Source organism: Actinomadura rugatobispora (genome assembly GCF_055379765.1).
Genome location: NZ_AP029191.1, coordinates 8,670,424 through 8,684,693 on the forward strand (window position 1 = coordinate 8,670,424; position 14,270 = coordinate 8,684,693).

At 71.8% G+C, this 14,270-nt stretch carries 16 protein-coding genes; 5 read left to right on the forward strand and 11 right to left on the reverse strand.

From position 1 onward, the window contains the following. Positions 1-7 precede the first annotated feature (7 nt). Positions 8-1,093, reverse strand: a complete 1,086-nt coding sequence (locus tag ACZ466_RS38985) for an NAD(P)-dependent alcohol dehydrogenase (RefSeq protein ID WP_378286601.1) — start codon at positions 1,091-1,093, stop codon at positions 8-10. 102 nt (positions 1,094-1,195) lie between these two features. Next, positions 1,196-1,873: a hypothetical protein gene (locus ACZ466_RS38990; protein WP_378286603.1), complete on the reverse strand. Its 678-nt coding sequence runs from the start codon at positions 1,871-1,873 to the stop codon at positions 1,196-1,198. Positions 1,874-1,975: 102 nt separating this feature from the next. On the opposite strand from ACZ466_RS38990, the gene ACZ466_RS38995 reads away from it, so the two are divergent. After that, entirely contained in the window at positions 1,976-3,187 is a 1,212-nt protein-coding gene (locus tag ACZ466_RS38995) for a cytochrome P450 (RefSeq protein ID WP_378286605.1), read from the forward strand. 52 nt (positions 3,188-3,239) lie between these two features. Here ACZ466_RS38995 and ACZ466_RS39000 read toward each other — a convergent pair whose 3' ends face one another. Further along, a complete protein-coding gene (locus tag ACZ466_RS39000) occupies positions 3,240-4,184 on the reverse strand; it encodes a DUF7065 domain-containing protein (protein WP_378286607.1) in 945 nt (314 codons plus the stop codon). A 438-nt stretch (positions 4,185-4,622) separates the two neighbouring features. On the opposite strand from ACZ466_RS39000, the gene ACZ466_RS39005 reads away from it, so the two are divergent. Together ACZ466_RS39005 and ACZ466_RS39010 are read left to right on the forward strand one after the other, a co-directional pair. Then, on the forward strand, positions 4,623-5,990 hold the full coding sequence (locus ACZ466_RS39005; protein WP_378286609.1) for an ABC transporter substrate-binding protein: 1,368 nt from the start codon (positions 4,623-4,625) through the stop codon (positions 5,988-5,990). A gap of 105 nt (positions 5,991-6,095) precedes the next feature. After that, on the forward strand, positions 6,096-6,677 hold the full coding sequence (locus tag ACZ466_RS39010) for a hypothetical protein (protein WP_378286611.1): 582 nt from the start codon (positions 6,096-6,098) through the stop codon (positions 6,675-6,677). Positions 6,678-6,688: 11 nt separating this feature from the next. Here ACZ466_RS39010 and ACZ466_RS39015 read toward each other — a convergent pair whose 3' ends face one another. Continuing rightward, complete coding sequence (locus ACZ466_RS39015; protein ID WP_378286613.1) at positions 6,689-7,144, reverse strand: tellurite resistance TerB family protein; 456 nt, start codon at positions 7,142-7,144, stop codon at positions 6,689-6,691. Between the two features lie 174 nt (positions 7,145-7,318). Between ACZ466_RS39015 and ACZ466_RS39020 the strand changes: the two genes are divergently transcribed. Next, complete coding sequence (locus ACZ466_RS39020; RefSeq protein ID WP_378286615.1) at positions 7,319-8,119, forward strand: sporulation protein; 801 nt, start codon at positions 7,319-7,321, stop codon at positions 8,117-8,119. 3 nt (positions 8,120-8,122) lie between these two features. Here the strand turns inward: ACZ466_RS39020 and ACZ466_RS39025 are convergent, their stop codons facing one another. The 4 genes from ACZ466_RS39025 to ACZ466_RS39040 form a co-directional block, all read right to left on the reverse strand. Further along, positions 8,123-8,788: a GAP family protein gene (locus ACZ466_RS39025; protein ID WP_378286617.1), complete on the reverse strand. Its 666-nt coding sequence runs from the start codon at positions 8,786-8,788 to the stop codon at positions 8,123-8,125. A gap of 271 nt (positions 8,789-9,059) precedes the next feature. Continuing rightward, positions 9,060-10,442, reverse strand: coding sequence for a cytochrome P450 (locus ACZ466_RS39030; RefSeq protein WP_378286619.1), 1,383 nt, complete (start codon positions 10,440-10,442; stop codon positions 9,060-9,062). After that, complete coding sequence (locus tag ACZ466_RS39035; RefSeq protein WP_378286621.1) at positions 10,439-10,636, reverse strand: ferredoxin; 198 nt, start codon at positions 10,634-10,636, stop codon at positions 10,439-10,441. Before ACZ466_RS39035 ends, ACZ466_RS39030 begins: the two co-directional genes overlap by 4 nt. Before the next feature lie 361 nt (positions 10,637-10,997). Next, a complete protein-coding gene (locus ACZ466_RS39040; RefSeq protein ID WP_378286623.1) occupies positions 10,998-11,399 on the reverse strand; it encodes a GNAT family N-acetyltransferase in 402 nt (133 codons plus the stop codon). Positions 11,400-11,595: 196 nt separating this feature from the next. On the opposite strand from ACZ466_RS39040, the gene ACZ466_RS39045 reads away from it, so the two are divergent. Then, positions 11,596-12,069, forward strand: a complete 474-nt coding sequence (locus ACZ466_RS39045; RefSeq protein ID WP_378286624.1) for a carboxymuconolactone decarboxylase family protein — start codon at positions 11,596-11,598, stop codon at positions 12,067-12,069. Positions 12,070-12,129: 60 nt separating this feature from the next. Here ACZ466_RS39045 and ACZ466_RS39050 read toward each other — a convergent pair whose 3' ends face one another. The 3 genes from ACZ466_RS39050 to ACZ466_RS39060 all read right to left on the reverse strand — a co-directional run bounded on the left by ACZ466_RS39050 (position 12,130) and on the right by ACZ466_RS39060 (position 14,222). Continuing rightward, positions 12,130-12,582 carry a hypothetical protein gene (locus ACZ466_RS39050; RefSeq protein WP_378286626.1) on the reverse strand — a complete coding sequence of 151 codons (453 nt, stop codon included), beginning with the start codon at positions 12,580-12,582 and terminating at the stop codon, positions 12,130-12,132. Between the two features lie 99 nt (positions 12,583-12,681). Beyond that, a complete protein-coding gene (locus tag ACZ466_RS39055; RefSeq protein WP_378286628.1) occupies positions 12,682-13,554 on the reverse strand; it encodes an SDR family NAD(P)-dependent oxidoreductase in 873 nt (290 codons plus the stop codon). Between the two features lie 20 nt (positions 13,555-13,574). Continuing rightward, a complete protein-coding gene (locus tag ACZ466_RS39060) occupies positions 13,575-14,222 on the reverse strand; it encodes a TetR/AcrR family transcriptional regulator (protein ID WP_378286630.1) in 648 nt (215 codons plus the stop codon). Positions 14,223-14,270 lie beyond the last annotated feature (48 nt).

The following is a 14,270-nucleotide window of genomic DNA, read 5'->3' on the forward strand; positions in this document are numbered from 1 at the left end:
CGTGCTGTCAGGGGATCAGGACGGGCTTGATGACCTCGTGGCTCCGCATCGCCTCGACCGCCCTGCCGAGATCGGCCAGCGGGAAGGCGGTCACGAGCCGGTCCACCGGGAAGCGGCCGCCCCGCCAGTGGTCGACGAGCACCGGCACGAACTCCCGCGGCACCGACTCGCCCATGCTCAGCCCGCAGACGTAACGGCCGTCGAAGAACTTGTAGGCCTCGAACTCGAAGGTGGGCTCGGCCGGGCCGCCGATGAGCGCCAGCCCGCCCTTGGGCCGCAGCGCCTCGAAGCAGGCGGTGATCACGGCGGGCCGCCCGGAGGTGTCCACCGCCGAGTCCACGCCGCCGAGCTCCGCCAGCCGCCGCGCGACGTCGGTGCCGTGCGGATCGAGCGCGACGTCGGCGCCGAGTTCCAGGCTGAGCGCCCGCCGCGACGCGATCGGGTCGATCGCCACCACCAGCCCCGCGCCGCACAGCCGGGCCGCCATGACCGCGCCGAGCCCCACGCCGCCGGCGCCCGCCACGGCGACCGTCCCGCCGGCCCGGGTGCGCAGCACGTTCAGGATCGCGCCGGCCCCCGTCTGCACCCCGCAGCCCAGCGGCGCCGCGACCTCGAACGGGATGTCGTCCGGGATCCTCACCAGCGTCCGCGCCCGCGCGACCGCGTGCGTGGCCAGCGACGACTGGCCGAAGAAGTGCGAGTGCACGCGCCGCCCGTCCAGGCTGAGCGCCGTGCCGCCGTCCCGCCGGCCGCCGCCGAAGTTCAGCGTCTGGAACTCCTCGCAGTAGAAGGGGAACCCGCGCCCGCACCGCGCGCAGGCCCCGCACGAGTCGAACGACATGAGGACCCGGTCACCGGGGGCGTAGCCCTCCACGCCGTCCCCGACCTCCTCGACGACCCCGGCGCCCTCGTGCCCGAACACCCCCGGCAACGGCGCGGGATGGACGCCGTCGGCGCACAGCAGATCGGTGTGGCAGACACCGGCCGCCCGCACGCCGACGAGCACCTCACCGCGGCCCGGACCGTCCAGCTCCAGCGTGCGCAACGCGAACCCCGAGCCCGGGGCGGTGGTGACTCCGGCGGTGATCTCCATGCCCGCTCCACGCGATGTCGGCGGCGAGTGCCGCGGTACGGATCGGCAGGTGACGACGGTCACGCCGCCTCGTTACCCGCGTCGTTAACCCCGGCGGATCACTCAGAACCGCCGGGCCGTCTCCGGGCCCGCCAGCGGCGAACCGGGCGCGGCGATCCACAGCTCCTCCTGCCACGACCTGGCCCAGGTCCGGGCCGACTCCCGCCACGCGCGCGCCTCGGCGGAACGGGCCAGGCGGGCGTGGTCGCCGCGCTCCAGCGCCCAGGCGGTGAACACGAGCCCGTCGGTCTTGGCGGCCCGGTAGTTGCCGATCAGGCGGTGGCCGCAGCCCTCGGCGACCGGTGCCCAGCGGTCCCGGACGGCCTCCATGTACGCCTCTTCCGCCCCCGGCTCCACCCGCACGGTCTCGTAGGACATCAGCGAGCCCGCGACGCCCCGTGCCGCCAGGCCGTCGCGATCGGGGCACCCCGCACCGGGGAGCATGAGGAAGTCCTCGCCACCGCTGCGCAGCCCCTCGATGCCGTCGTACAGGGCGGCGAGCGCCGGATCCGGGCGGACCATGGTCTTCTCGACGAGCGCGCTGAAGCCGTCCCAGCCGTCGGTGAACTCCCACAGCGCCATGACGCGCTGCCACCGGCCGGTCATGCCGATCAGGATCCAGGTCCCGATCTGCTGCAGGGGCCCGCCGGCCGCGGCCTCCCGCCGGCCGTGGTCGACGATCAGCTCGGCGAACCTGAATCGGTTCTCATGGGCGCCGACGATGTCCGCGCGCCCGCTCATGTACAGCTTCTCCACCTTCGCGACGCTCGGACCGCGCCGTTAGCCCCACCGTTACCCCCGGTCTAACGCCTCCTGTAATGCCTGCCCTCCATCCTCGGCACCATGACCGCCGGAACCACCCCCACGGAGCCGTCCGCGATCCTGCGGGACATCGACCTGTACGACCCGACGCTGCCCGAGCACCTGCACGGGGTTCTCGCGCACGCCCGTTCCCAATGCCCGGTGACCCACAGCTCCAGCCACGGCGGCTACTGGCTCGTCACCGACTACGCCGGCGTCAGGTCCGTGCTGAAGGACGCCGAGACCTTCTCCAGCGCGCACGGCATCACGGTGCCGCACCGTCCCGAAGAACCCCCCATGCCGCCGCTGCACGTGGACGCGCCGATCCACCGCGACTACCGGCAACTGCTGAACCCGTTCCTGACGCCGTCGGCGCTCGCCCCGCACGTCGGCACGCTGCGGCGGGCGACCGTCGAGCTCATCGAGGCGTTCGCCGACCGCGGCCGCTGCGAGCTGCTCACCGAGCTCGCGATGCCGGTCCCGGCGCTGGGCCTGGCCCGGATCATCCTCGCCGCCGACGACGAGGACGAGATCCGCGAGCTGCAGAAGGCCACGATGCTGATCGGCAGCGAGAACGCGGGGGAGGGGTTCGTGGCGCTGCAGCGGGTCGCGCGCAACGTCCTGGACGCCCGGATCGCCGCCGTCGAACGCGGCACCGCGCCACCCCGGGACGACGTGCTGGCCGCACTGCTGAACGGCACCGTCGAGGGCCGCCCGCTGACCGACCAGGAACGCATCGGCACGCTGATGATCCTGCTGCTGGGCGGCCTGGACACCACCACCAACGCGATCGCCAACATCGTGTACCACGTCGCGACCACGCCCGGCCTGGAAGACAGGCTGCGCGACCCGGCGTGGGTCAGCAGGGGCCTCGACGAGTTCCTCCGGATGGACAGCCCCGTCCAGTACACGGCCCGCTACGTCACCAAGGACACCGAAGTGGGCGGCCGGAAGCTGTGCCCCGGCGACTGGGTGGTGGCCCACCTGGGCTCGGCCAACCGCGACGAGGACCAGTTCACCCCCGCCGACCGCCTCACCTTCGACCGGGAGTCGAACCGTCACCTCGCCTTCGGCCTCGGCCGCCACCGCTGCGTGGGCTCCAACCTCGCCCGGCTGCAGATCACCGTGGTCTTCGAGGAACTCCTGGCCCGGGTGAGCGACATCAGACTCGCCCCGGGCACCGACGTCTCCTTCACCTCAGGCATGTCCCGCAAACCAAAACGCCTGGACATCACCTTCAACCGCCGGGGGTGAAGGGCGACCGATGGCGGGAGGGGTAATGAGTGAGCACTTGCTTGATTCTCGCTCAGGGGTGTATGAGCGAGCGGACCTGGTCGCGTGGGAAGAACTCCTGGTCTTCGCCCCAGCCCTGGAGGCCGTCCCAGCGCCAGTCGGTCAGGGTCCAGAATGCCAGCCGGCCGGGCCAGCCCAGCCAGCGGAGGGCGGTGCGCACCCGGCCCTCGGCGTGGAGGGTGCGTCCGCGGTCGTCCTCGGCGTCGAGGACGACCCGCACCGGTGCGCCCCGCCGCCGCTCCAGCACGCGCCGCTCGCCGCGGACCAGGTCGCCCGCCTCGCCGTCCCGGACGAGGTAGCCGTTCATGACCGCGTCCACGCCGGGTTCGTCAGTGGAATGGGTGATGACGTGCCAGTGCGACCGCGGCGAGGCGATGGCCCACAGGTAGTCGCCGGACCGGGACGCGCCCGGCCGGTGCGGGCCCCAGGTGCGGTCCCGCAGGGAGAAGCAGTCGACCTCCAGGCGTTCGCCGTCCAGCACCGCCGTGCCGACGGCCCGCCCCGGCTGGTCGAAGTGGCGGGCGCCGATCATCGTTGACAGGTTGTCGTAGCGGATCTCGTGCGGCGCCATCAGCGCCGTCCACTCCAGATCGAGCTCCAGCCCGGGTTGGGAGTAGGTGAGCCGGTAGCGCCGCATCGGCTCCAGCACCTGGTGCCGGAGGCCGTTGGGCAGCCGGAAGTCCTTGAACTCCAGCGGGCCGGTGGGGGGCTGGTGCCACCGCCAGTCGTAGTACCGGCAGTCGTAGACCTCCTCGCCGCTGGGGTCCCAGAGCGCCGGGCCGCCTCCGGAGACGCCCGTCCGGACGTCGTGGAAGAAGTAGACGAAGCCGTTCAGGTCCAGCTCCGGGACGGCGAAGCCGAACCATGCGCTCTCGCTCCAGTGCGGGTCCTCGCCGGCCGGATGGAACACCTCGTCGGTCGCGTCGATCATGCGCGCCTCGTCGGCCGGCTTCGCCATCTGCCCTCGTCTCCCCGCGCCACGGGCGCGGACCCGGCGTACGGTCCCGAGTTTTGTATCTCTCCGCACTATGAAAAGCAAGTGTTCACTCTATGTGACGGGCGGGCCGACGGTACGCCGGTGCGGTGGTGGAAGGGCAGGTCGCGGCGGGTCGTCGTCGCCTTCGAGGTGGTGCTTGCGGCGCCTTCAAGGAGAAGTTAGTGTTCACTCATTACGAGAGGGTGTCGCACGGGCCAGGCGGTCTCGCGAGAGGCCGCCCGTTCGTCGGCCCGGCTCAAGGCTTGTGGGCGAAGCTCCGCATCCCACCCCACCGCGGATTCGTCGCGTGAACCCACAGGTCCTGCTCGCTCCCTAGGTCCCGTCCGCCGTGCTCGCGGCAGGCGGGCCGAACACCTGATTCACCGTTCGATTCAGTCGGGGACAGCACGAGGAGGATCCGTGAGACCGCATCGCCCCCTCGCCGCCCTGGTGGCGCTCACCCTGCTCGCAGCCGGGTGCGCCCGCGGCGGCACCAGTACCGAGGAAACGCCCGGGGCAGCTCAGGCCGCCGCCCCCGCCGACTTCGGCGACCTCAAGGGCATCTGCAAGCCCGGTAAGGCGACCGGTTCGTCGGCCCAGGGCGTCACCGCGAAAGAGATCGACATCGGGGTCTTCAGTGACGTGGGCTTCACCAAGAACTCCGAGTACCTCGACACCGCCAAGGTGTTCACGCAGTGGTGCAACGCGGCGGGCGGCATCAACGGCCGCAAGGTCGTCGCCAACATCCGCGACGCCAGGTTCATGGAGGTCCGCCAGCGGATGCTGGAGTCGTGCCGCGAGGACTTCGCCCTGGTCGGCGGCAGCTCCGGGCTGGACGGCCTCGGCGTCAAGGACCGGCTGTCCTGCCTGCTGCCGGCCTTCCCCGCCCAGGTCGTCCAGCTGGAGAACAACGGATCGGACCTGCAGATCGGCCAGACCGGCGGACCGTCCTACAACCGCTACACCGGCTACATCACCTGGCTGGTCAAGGAGGCCTACCCGGCCAGCGCCGGCTCGGTCGGCATCCTCACGGGGGACTCCCCGGCCACCAAGACCCTGCTGGAACAGGCCAAGGAGACGTTCGCCGCCGTCGGCGCCAAGATCACCTACACCGATCTGTTCCCGCCGCAGGGCGTCACCGACTGGACGCCGTACGCCCACGCCATCAAGAGCAAGGGCGTCAAGGGCCTGATGTACCTCGGCGACTTCAAGGACCTGCCCAAGCTGCAGCAGGCCCTCACCGGCATCGGCTACAAGCCCGACTGGATCGACGCCAACAGCAACGCCTACAACCCCGCCTTCATCCAGCTCGCGGCCCCCTCGCTCGGCACCCAGAACACCCTGGCCGACCTCAGCGGAATCCATCCGCTGGAGACCGCCGCCGCCAACCCCGCGACCCGGCAGCTCGTCGACCTGTTCAAGAAGCACGCCCCCAAGGCGCAGGTGACGCTGCCGGGGGTGCGGGCGTTCTCGACCTGGCTGCTGTTCGCCAAGGCCGCCTCCAGTTGCGGTGAGAACCTCACCCGCAAGTGCCTCTTCGAGACGGCCGTCAAGGAGACCGCGTGGACGGGCGGCGGCCTGCAGGCCCCGGTCGACCTCTCCAAGAACGACGCGCCGCTGTCCTGCTTCAACGTCGAGAAGGCGACCCCGCAGGGCTGGAAGCCGGCCGACTTCAAGCCCGACAAGGGCGCCTACCGCTGCAACGCCCCCGCCCACAGGTTCACCGGCGGCTACACCAAGCCGGTCAAGCTCGCCGATGTGGGCAAGAGCATGAGCGACTTCAAGTAAGGAGGCGGTCGACGGCGGCGGGCCGCCGCGCAGCGGCCCGCCGCCGGGCTCGGCGCCGACCGTCTCCTGGACCGTTGCGATCCCTCTCACGGGCAAGGAGACCCGATGACCGTCCAACCCTTCAACCCCGCCGATCCGTGCGCGCGCGGCCTGCATCGGATGCCCCGGCTGTCGACCCGCTCTCGCGCCAGGACCCTGCGGCACCGCGTGATCGTGCTCGCGCCCGACCCGGTCGACGCGGTGCGCCACGCGGGCGGCTGGCTGTTCGACCGGGCGATGGCCGGCTGGGACGCGCTGGTGCTCACCGCCGACCACGCGGATCCGCGACCGCTGAGCATCCTCGGCGCCCGGCCCATCGATTTCGAGTGCGCGCTCTCCTCGCCCGTGCAGGAGTCGTGGCCGCCGCAGGCGATCGCGGTGGGCGCGGATCTGTACGGCTCGGACGCGCGGGTCCGGCGGATCGTGCTCAGAGCGCTCGACGAGGGCAGGGTCGACGTCAGGCTCTGGGGCGAGGACGCCGCGGCGGACCTCGGCGATGAGGCCGGACCGGTGCTGCACAGGCTGAGCTTTGCCGCGCGGGCGTTCAAGGCCCAGGCACTGGCGGCCGCCGCCGTGCCCTCCGGCACGAGCGAGGCCGCCGAGGTGTTCCGCAGCGGGGCGGTGCTCCGCTCGTCGGGGAGCGCCTGACCCGCACCCGCTCACAGGTCGAAGTCGGCGGGGGACAGCCCGACGGCCCGGCAGGCTTCACGGATGACGGCCTTCTCGCCGCCGTCGAGGCGGCCGTCCGCCCAGCCGACGGCGACGCCGAGCCGGATCACGGCGCGCGCCTCGGCCGGCCTGCCCCTCACCCGTCCGATGTCGTGCAGCACGCCGATCTTGCCGAAGGGGAAGTCGGCGGTGAGCTTGGCGAGGTAGTCGTCGAAGCGCCAGTGCAGGTCGCCGGCCTCGAAGTTCGCGAGCAGCTCGCTGGTGGAGATGAGGGCGGCGGCGCGCTGCCGCCCGGCGGCCGCGGCGGTGCCGTCCGCGGCGGCCACCAGCGCGCACATCGCCATGGCGGCGTCCCGGAACACGGCGCTCCGCAACGCGTTCCTCCCTGCCGTGAACCGGGACCGGGTGGCGTGGGCGGACTCGCGCAGCCGGTTCCACAGGGCCATCGGATCGCCTCCGGTCGTCGGTCGGCCTGACCGAAGCCTAACTGATCTGCTACAAGTGTCGTAGTGGATATCGCCCGTGGCCTGGACGCGGGAGATGGTTCTCTGGGAGGCGGCCCGGTTCGTCCCGGTGGCGGGCGCGGGCGCGATCACAACCGCATATCCGTTGGGGGAGCGATGGGCTTCAGGCAGTCGCCGGACTCGTCCGGCACCGGTGTTGCTTCCGTGGAGACGGTGCCGGCCTCCGCGCACTGCCGGCCGGGCGATCACCTGGCCGGCGAGGTGCGCCTGCGGGGCGGCGACCGGGACGTCCGCGTCGGCGAGATCGCGCTGAGCCTGGTCGCCCGGCTCCGCGGCGAGGGCGAGGCCGGGCTGGAGTTCCATCGCACGGTGATCGCGGGCGGTCTCGACCTCGCGGCGGGAGGGCCGCACACCATCCCGTTCCGGCTCCCGCTGCCCTGGGAGACGCCGCTGACCGAGGCGCGCGGGCGGCATCTGCGCGGCATGGCCGTCGGCCTGCGCACCGACGTGGACGCGGCCGGCCGGGGAGATCCGGTCATGCTCGCGGTGGGCCCGCTGCCGTCGCAGCAGCGGGTCCTGGACGCCTTCGCCGAGCTGGGCTCGCAGGTCAAGAGCGCCCATGCCGAACGCGGCCGCGTCACGGGCCTGCACCAGGAACTGCCCTTCCACCAGAAGATCGAGTTTCATCCTCCGCAGCAGTACGGCGGGCACGTCCGCGGCGTGGAGCTGACCTTCCTGGCGAGCCCGGACGGGCTGGGCGTGGCCGTGGAGGCCGACAGGCGGGGCGACCTGCTCTCCGAGGGCGGTGAACCCTTCGGCCGCTTCCAGGTCACCCACGGGCAGGCGCGTTACATGGCCTGGGAGCACGAACTGACCGGCTGGCTCCAGGCCGTCACCGGATACTCCTCCGACCACCGCTGGGCCCGCGGCCGCCGCCGGCCGTACGGCGGCGGCTGAGCGTCAGCTGAGCAGCAGCCCCGCCACCCCTTTGATCACGAGAAGGACGGCGAAGAGGCCGGAGGTCGCGTACGTTATCGGGCGGCGGTTCACGATCAGCCACTCCCGCCATCGCTTGAGGACGCCCGATGCCCGGTCGGGCCTGGCCAGCGTGATCGCCAGCGGCAGTGCCACGCCGGCGGACGCCAGCACGACGAAGGCGACCATGACGCCCGCGAGGCCGCCGCCCTTCCAGCCCGCCTCGAGCAGCTGGTTGACGGCGGCGGCGACGAGGATGTAGCTGGGCAGGAAGGCGCCGAGCCCCAGGGCCAGCACCGGGGACATCTTGTCGATCCGCCCGACCCAGCCGGGAACCGTGTTCGTCGACGCGGAGCGGTGGGTCCGCCAGTGCCAGATCAGGACCGCGCCGAGCAGCACGCCCAGGGCCACGTCGGCGCCGGCGTGGCCGGGCGACGCCGCCTTCGAGGCCGAGGCGCCCCGCGACGGCAGCAGGATGACACCCGCCGTCGCGACCACCGCCAGTGCCACGATCCAGCCGGCCACGAAGGCGGTCGCCTTGCTCGTGCCGCCCTTCGCGGCGGAGAGGAGAACGGCCGCCAGGATGGACCACGGCTGTGTCGCGAGGCCCAGTGCCAGCGCCAACAGCAGGAGGAACGTGCTGGCTTCCATGAGGGCATCTCCTCTCGCCGTCCCTCCCGACCTACCCCGCCGGCCCGGCGCGGGGCATCCCCCGAATCGGGTGATGCCCCCGGACGCGGCCGGTGATCTCAGCGGATGTCAAGGGTGGACAAAGTTCGACCGGCGGTCGAAGGCCGCCGGCCCCGCTGATCGCCGGGAGGCCGCACGGCCGCGTCCCGCCCGCTGATCGTGCCGGGCTGAAGGACGTGCTCTCGTTCTCGTGCCGGTGGGTCGAGGCGGCCGCCGCCGTGTGCGTGCCCCCTTACGCCCCCTCTGAGCCGGTGACCTTCGCCTTCGCCTTGCGGGCGGTGACGGGCTCGGCGAGCCGCTGCTCGTCGCAGGCCTTCTGGAGGTTCTCCAGGGTCTCCTCCAGACCGGCGCCGAGCCGGGGGCCGGGGGTGAAGGTCGCGGGGAGGTAGCGCATGCCGTTGATGACGGAGATCGTGTCGTAGTGCACGGTGCCCTCGGGATCGCAGGCGTAGTCGGGCATCCGGTCGAGGACCTGGACGAGCATGCGCTTGAACACCGTGCGCGCGACGTTCGAGCCGATGCAGCGGTGGATGCCGAGCCCGAAGCTGTTGTGCCGGTTGCCCTCGCGCGCCAGGTCGATGCTGTCGGGGTCGGGGAAGGCGGCGGGGTCCCGGTTGGCCATCGCGAAGGACACCCAGACGCGGTCGCCCTCCCTGAACCGGGTCCCGGCGAGCTCGCAGTCGGCGGAGATCGTCCGTCCGTTGCCCACGACCGGGCTGTAGAAGCGCAGGAACTCCTCGGTGGCGGGGTCCAGCAGCGTGGCCCGCTCGCGGACGAGGCGGTCGCGCTCGCCCGGGTTCTGCGAGAGCCATTCGATGGCGTGCGCGGTGAGCGCCGTCGTGGTGTCGAAGCCGCCGCCGATGAGCAGGCCGAGCACGCCCTGCAGCTCCTGGTCGGACGGGTTCTCGCCGTTGATCTCGGCGGTGATCAGCCCGTTCACCAGCCCGGGCCGGGGATGCGCGCGGATCTCGGCGAGCCGCCGGGCGAGCTCCTGCTGCATGGCCAGGTGCAGTCGCCCGACCCGCTGGATGTCGGGTGAGGTCAGCGGGGTGTAGATGACCGCGTGCGCCGGTTCGCTGTAGGTCCGCCAGTCCTTGACGGGAATGCCCATCATCGCCAGCGTGAAGGCGGCCGGCACGATGTTGGCGAGGTCCTCGACGAAGTCGATCCGGCCTTCCTCGATCTTCTCGTCCAGGCAGGCGCGCACCAGTTCGTCGATCCACGGTGTCCAGCGCTGGACGGCGGCCGGGGACAGGTAGGGATTGAGCGCCTGCCGGTAGTGGCGCTGCTCGGGCGGGTCCATTTCGAGGAAGCCGCCCCGATTGCCCCGGCCGCGCTGCGGGGCGGGGATGGAGATCCCCTGGTAGCCGCGCTTCTCCCCGGTGACGTCATGGTCGTTGGAGACGTACTCGGCGGAGCGGGCGAGTTCGAAGACCTCGCGGTTGCCGGCGGCGACCCAATGGCCGCCGTAGGACTCCGACCACGCGAGGGGGCACTTGGAATGCATCTCCCGGGTTATCTCTTCGAACCGTTCGCGGTAGTCGGGGGCGTGCCGGTCGAAGAGATATTTGATTTTCTTGCGGTCCTCGTCGCTGACGATATCTTCGGTGCTCACGCGTCCTCCACAGAGATCGCCTGCTCGGGGCAGCTCCTGACGGCATTGATCACTTGGGGCTCCTGGCCGGCCCGGACGTTCTCACTGGCCGGCGACGCGTGGCCGTCGACGTCGTCCAGTTCGAAGGCGTCCGGAGCCTGCATCGCGCAGAGCGTGTGGCCCTGGCAGCGCGTTGGATCGACCCTGACTTTCACGACGATGTCTCCTTTGCGGTGCAGGGAATGCCGTCACTGGTGCGTATCCGCCGGAACGGGAACTCGCGATCGGTCACCGGCTGTACTTATCGGCTTACCATTTTGCAAGAGCGTTCCTTCTGGTTGGGAGAACGTTACTCTCAGCGGGCCTCCCCGCGCCAGACCCGCAGAATTCGAAACGTATTGCGAAATTCCCGGTGCGCTTCCTTTTCTCGATCTTGACGCGTCCCGCCGCCCTCGCGACGGCACGGCCCGGCCGTTCGCCCGCGGGCTCTGGCGCCGTTGCGGAGCGTTCCCGCCGGCGGCGGAATATGTTGATCTTGACTCTGGCGGGAATGGCGTCGAAGGGTTCCGGCGCGCGCTACCGGAGGCGTCGCCCGTGCCGCTCGGGTCGTTCGGGAGGGGGGTCGTCCTCGGGGGCGGGGCGCTGCATGATCACGGCGTCTTCGCCCGGACGGGCCGGGCCGCGGAGCGCGAACCCGTGGCGCTCGTACCACGCGATGAGCCGCGCGAGGTCGGTGTCGGTGTCGCCGGTGACCGGCTCGGCGGTCAGGCGGACCGGCACCCGCCACTCGTCGGCCAGCGCGAGCACGTCGCGGAGCGCGGCCTCGGCCAGCCCCTGGCCGCGCATCGCCGGACGGGTGCGGATGAAGTGCAGGATCACCGGCTCGCCGGGCCCGCTCCAGACCACGTAGAGCTCGACGTCGGGGTGCGCCGCCTGCACCCTGGCGACCTCGTCCCGGAACCGGTCGTAGCGCGGCACATGGTCCAGGTGCCCCGCGCGTTCTCAGAGGAACGGCCTGACCTGGGGTTTTGGTGCTGGTTGGCGGTCGCTTGGAGATCGGGCCGGGCGGCGGCCGCGACGGGCGGGAGGCGCACGTCACATCCGCCCGTGTCGCATTCGGCCGGGCTGTTCCGTCAACGGGGTGTAAGCACCGGCAAGGGCAAAGGAGCTCGCGATGGAAGCCCGTTTCAACTACTACGGCAACCCGGTCGGGGCCAAGTTCCTGAAGTACATCGTCACGGCGAACCAGGCCGTGCGGGACTCGACGCTGCCGGCCGCGACGCAGGAGCTGGTGAAGATCCGCGCCAGCCAGATCAACGGCTGCGGCGTCTGCCTCGACATGCACACCAAGGAGGCCGCGCACGCGGGGGAGACCTCGCTGCGCCTCAACATGGTCGCGGCCTGGCGGGAGGCGAAGGTCTTCACCGAGGCCGAGCGGGCCGCCCTGGAGCTCACCGAGGAGGGCACCCGCATCGCCGACGCCGCCGGCGGTGTCGCGGACGAGGTCTGGGCGAACGCCGCCAAGCACTACGACGAGGACCAGCTCGCCGCCCTGGTGTCCCTCATCGCCGCCATCAACACCTTCAACCGGATGAACGTCATCGTCCAGCAGCCCGCCGGCGACTACGAGCCCGGCATGTTCGAATAGCGAGAAGCCCCCGGCCTCGACGGCCGGGGGCGTCCCACCCCGGCGGACGACCTGGCGGCGCTACCGCAGGGCTTCGTACACGCCGGCGGCGACGACTCCGTAGGCCAGGTGGGGCAGGATGTCGCTCACCCAATCCTTGAACGTCCACTGGCGCGGGTCGGTCAGGCCGAGCGCGGTCAGCGGAGCGTTCGACCCCAGCATCGCCAGCCCGGTCAGCGCGAGGCCCGCGGCCGGGCGCGGGACGCGGCGGTGCCGCGCCAGCAGGCCGTAGACCATCGCCGCGCCCAGCCCCGTCCCGTACCCGAGCAGGGGGCCCAGGCCCGCCTTGCGGTTCTCGGCCTTGTCGGTGTCGTCCCCGAGCCCGATGCCGCCGGCCTCCGCGAGCTTCTCCACGCTCTTTTCCGGAGTGCTGCTGGCCGGCCTGCCCCGTACGGCCATGTCGAGATAACTGACGGCATTGAGCGCGCTGGTGCCCGCGGCCCCGGCGACCAGCCCCCGTGTCACGCTGTCCATGGATCCACGCCTACCCCGAATCCGGTCGTTCACCAGACCGGACGGTACCGATGCCGCCAAGGATCGCGGGCGACGGGTGGGAGCGCGGAGGCTCGTGCGCTAGAAGCCGAGTTCGGCCAGTAGCTTCTCGCTTTCACTCCAGAGGCGGGCGGCGGCGGCATCGTCGCGGGCGAGCTCGCTGGGAGCCTCCTCCGCCTTCCGGTGGAAGTAGCGCCCGCCGTCGCGACCGCCTTCGGGCTCGGTGGCCAGCCAGACCAGCGTCTCGGCCGGTTCGTCGGGCGACACGGTGTCGGCGGCGGCCATGTGCGCCCGCATCACCGGGTCACCGTGCGAGGCGAAGTTGGTGGCGACCACTCCGGGGTGCATGGCCTGCGCGACGATCCCGTCCGGGGCCGCCCGCCGGGCCAGTTCGCGCGTGAACAGGATGTTGGCGAGCTTGGCCTGGCCGTAGGCGGCGGCGGTCTGGAAACGGCCGAGGCTCTGCAGGTCGTCCCAGCGCAGGCCCTTGCTGATCCGGTGGGCGCTCGACGACACGGCGATCACCCGTGCCGGTCCGGGCGGCGGGCTCGCCGCGCCGGTCCGCAGCAGCGGCAGCAGCTCCCGCGTGAGCAGGAACGGGGCGAGGTGGTTGGCGGCGAAGGTCGCCTCGGTGCCCTCCGCGGTGACGATCTGCCGGTCCCGTACGCCGCCCGCGTTGTTGACGAGGACGTCGAGCCGCGGCGTCCAGCCCCCGATCGCGTCGGCCACCCGCTTGACCTCGGCCATCAGGGTGAAGTCGCCGCGCAGCACGCGGAAGGCGCCGCCGCCGGGCGAGGCCGAGATCTCCGCCTCGGCCTCGGCGCAGCGTCGCGGATCGCGGCCGACGCCGATCACCTGCCAGCCGTGTTCCACGAGCTTGCGGGCGGTCGATCGGCCGATCCCCGAGCTGGCCCCGGTCACGACCGCGACGGGCCGGTTCGCATCGAACGTCAACGTACTGCCTCTCAATCGGTTCAGCGTGGACGGAGCCCGTCCAGCAGCAGGCGGACGGTGAACCCGACCCGCTCGTCGATCTGCTCGGGCGTCGGCGGCCGGCCGGCCACGATGGCGCGCACCTGGCCGCCGACGACCATGCTCATGAAGGCGCGGGCGGCCTGCCCGGAGTCGATGGGGGCGATCGTCCCCTCGGCCGCGGCGCGGTCGAGGAGGCCGGAGACGAAGTCGAACACCGGCGCGGTGCTCAGCTCGTTGTGGGTCACGAAGATCTCGGGGAAGCGGTAGCTCTCGGTGTTGATGACGCGCTGCAGGCGCAGGCCGTTGGGCGTCATCACCTGGCCGATCCGCAGCCGGGCGACCGCTTCCAGCGTTTCGGCGAGGTCGCCGTCGTCGACGTTCTCCAACACCTCCCGGGGGACGACCTGGCGCTCGATGGCGCGCCGGACCGCGGCGAGGAACAGCGCGGCCTTGTCGGGGTAGCGGGCGTAGACGGTGCGCTTGGTCATGCTGACGCGGGAGGCGATCATCTCGATGGTCGCCAGCTGGTAGCCGTGCTCCAGGAACAGGTCCAGCGCGGTGTCCAGCAGCTCCTCGTGCCGCGCCTCGGCCTGCGCGCGGGTGGGCCGTCCGGCCCTGGGACGGGCCGGCGGGCTGACGTTCGTCATGCCGGCCTCCTCGGTACCGCCACTTGCATCCTCACTCCACTCGCCCAT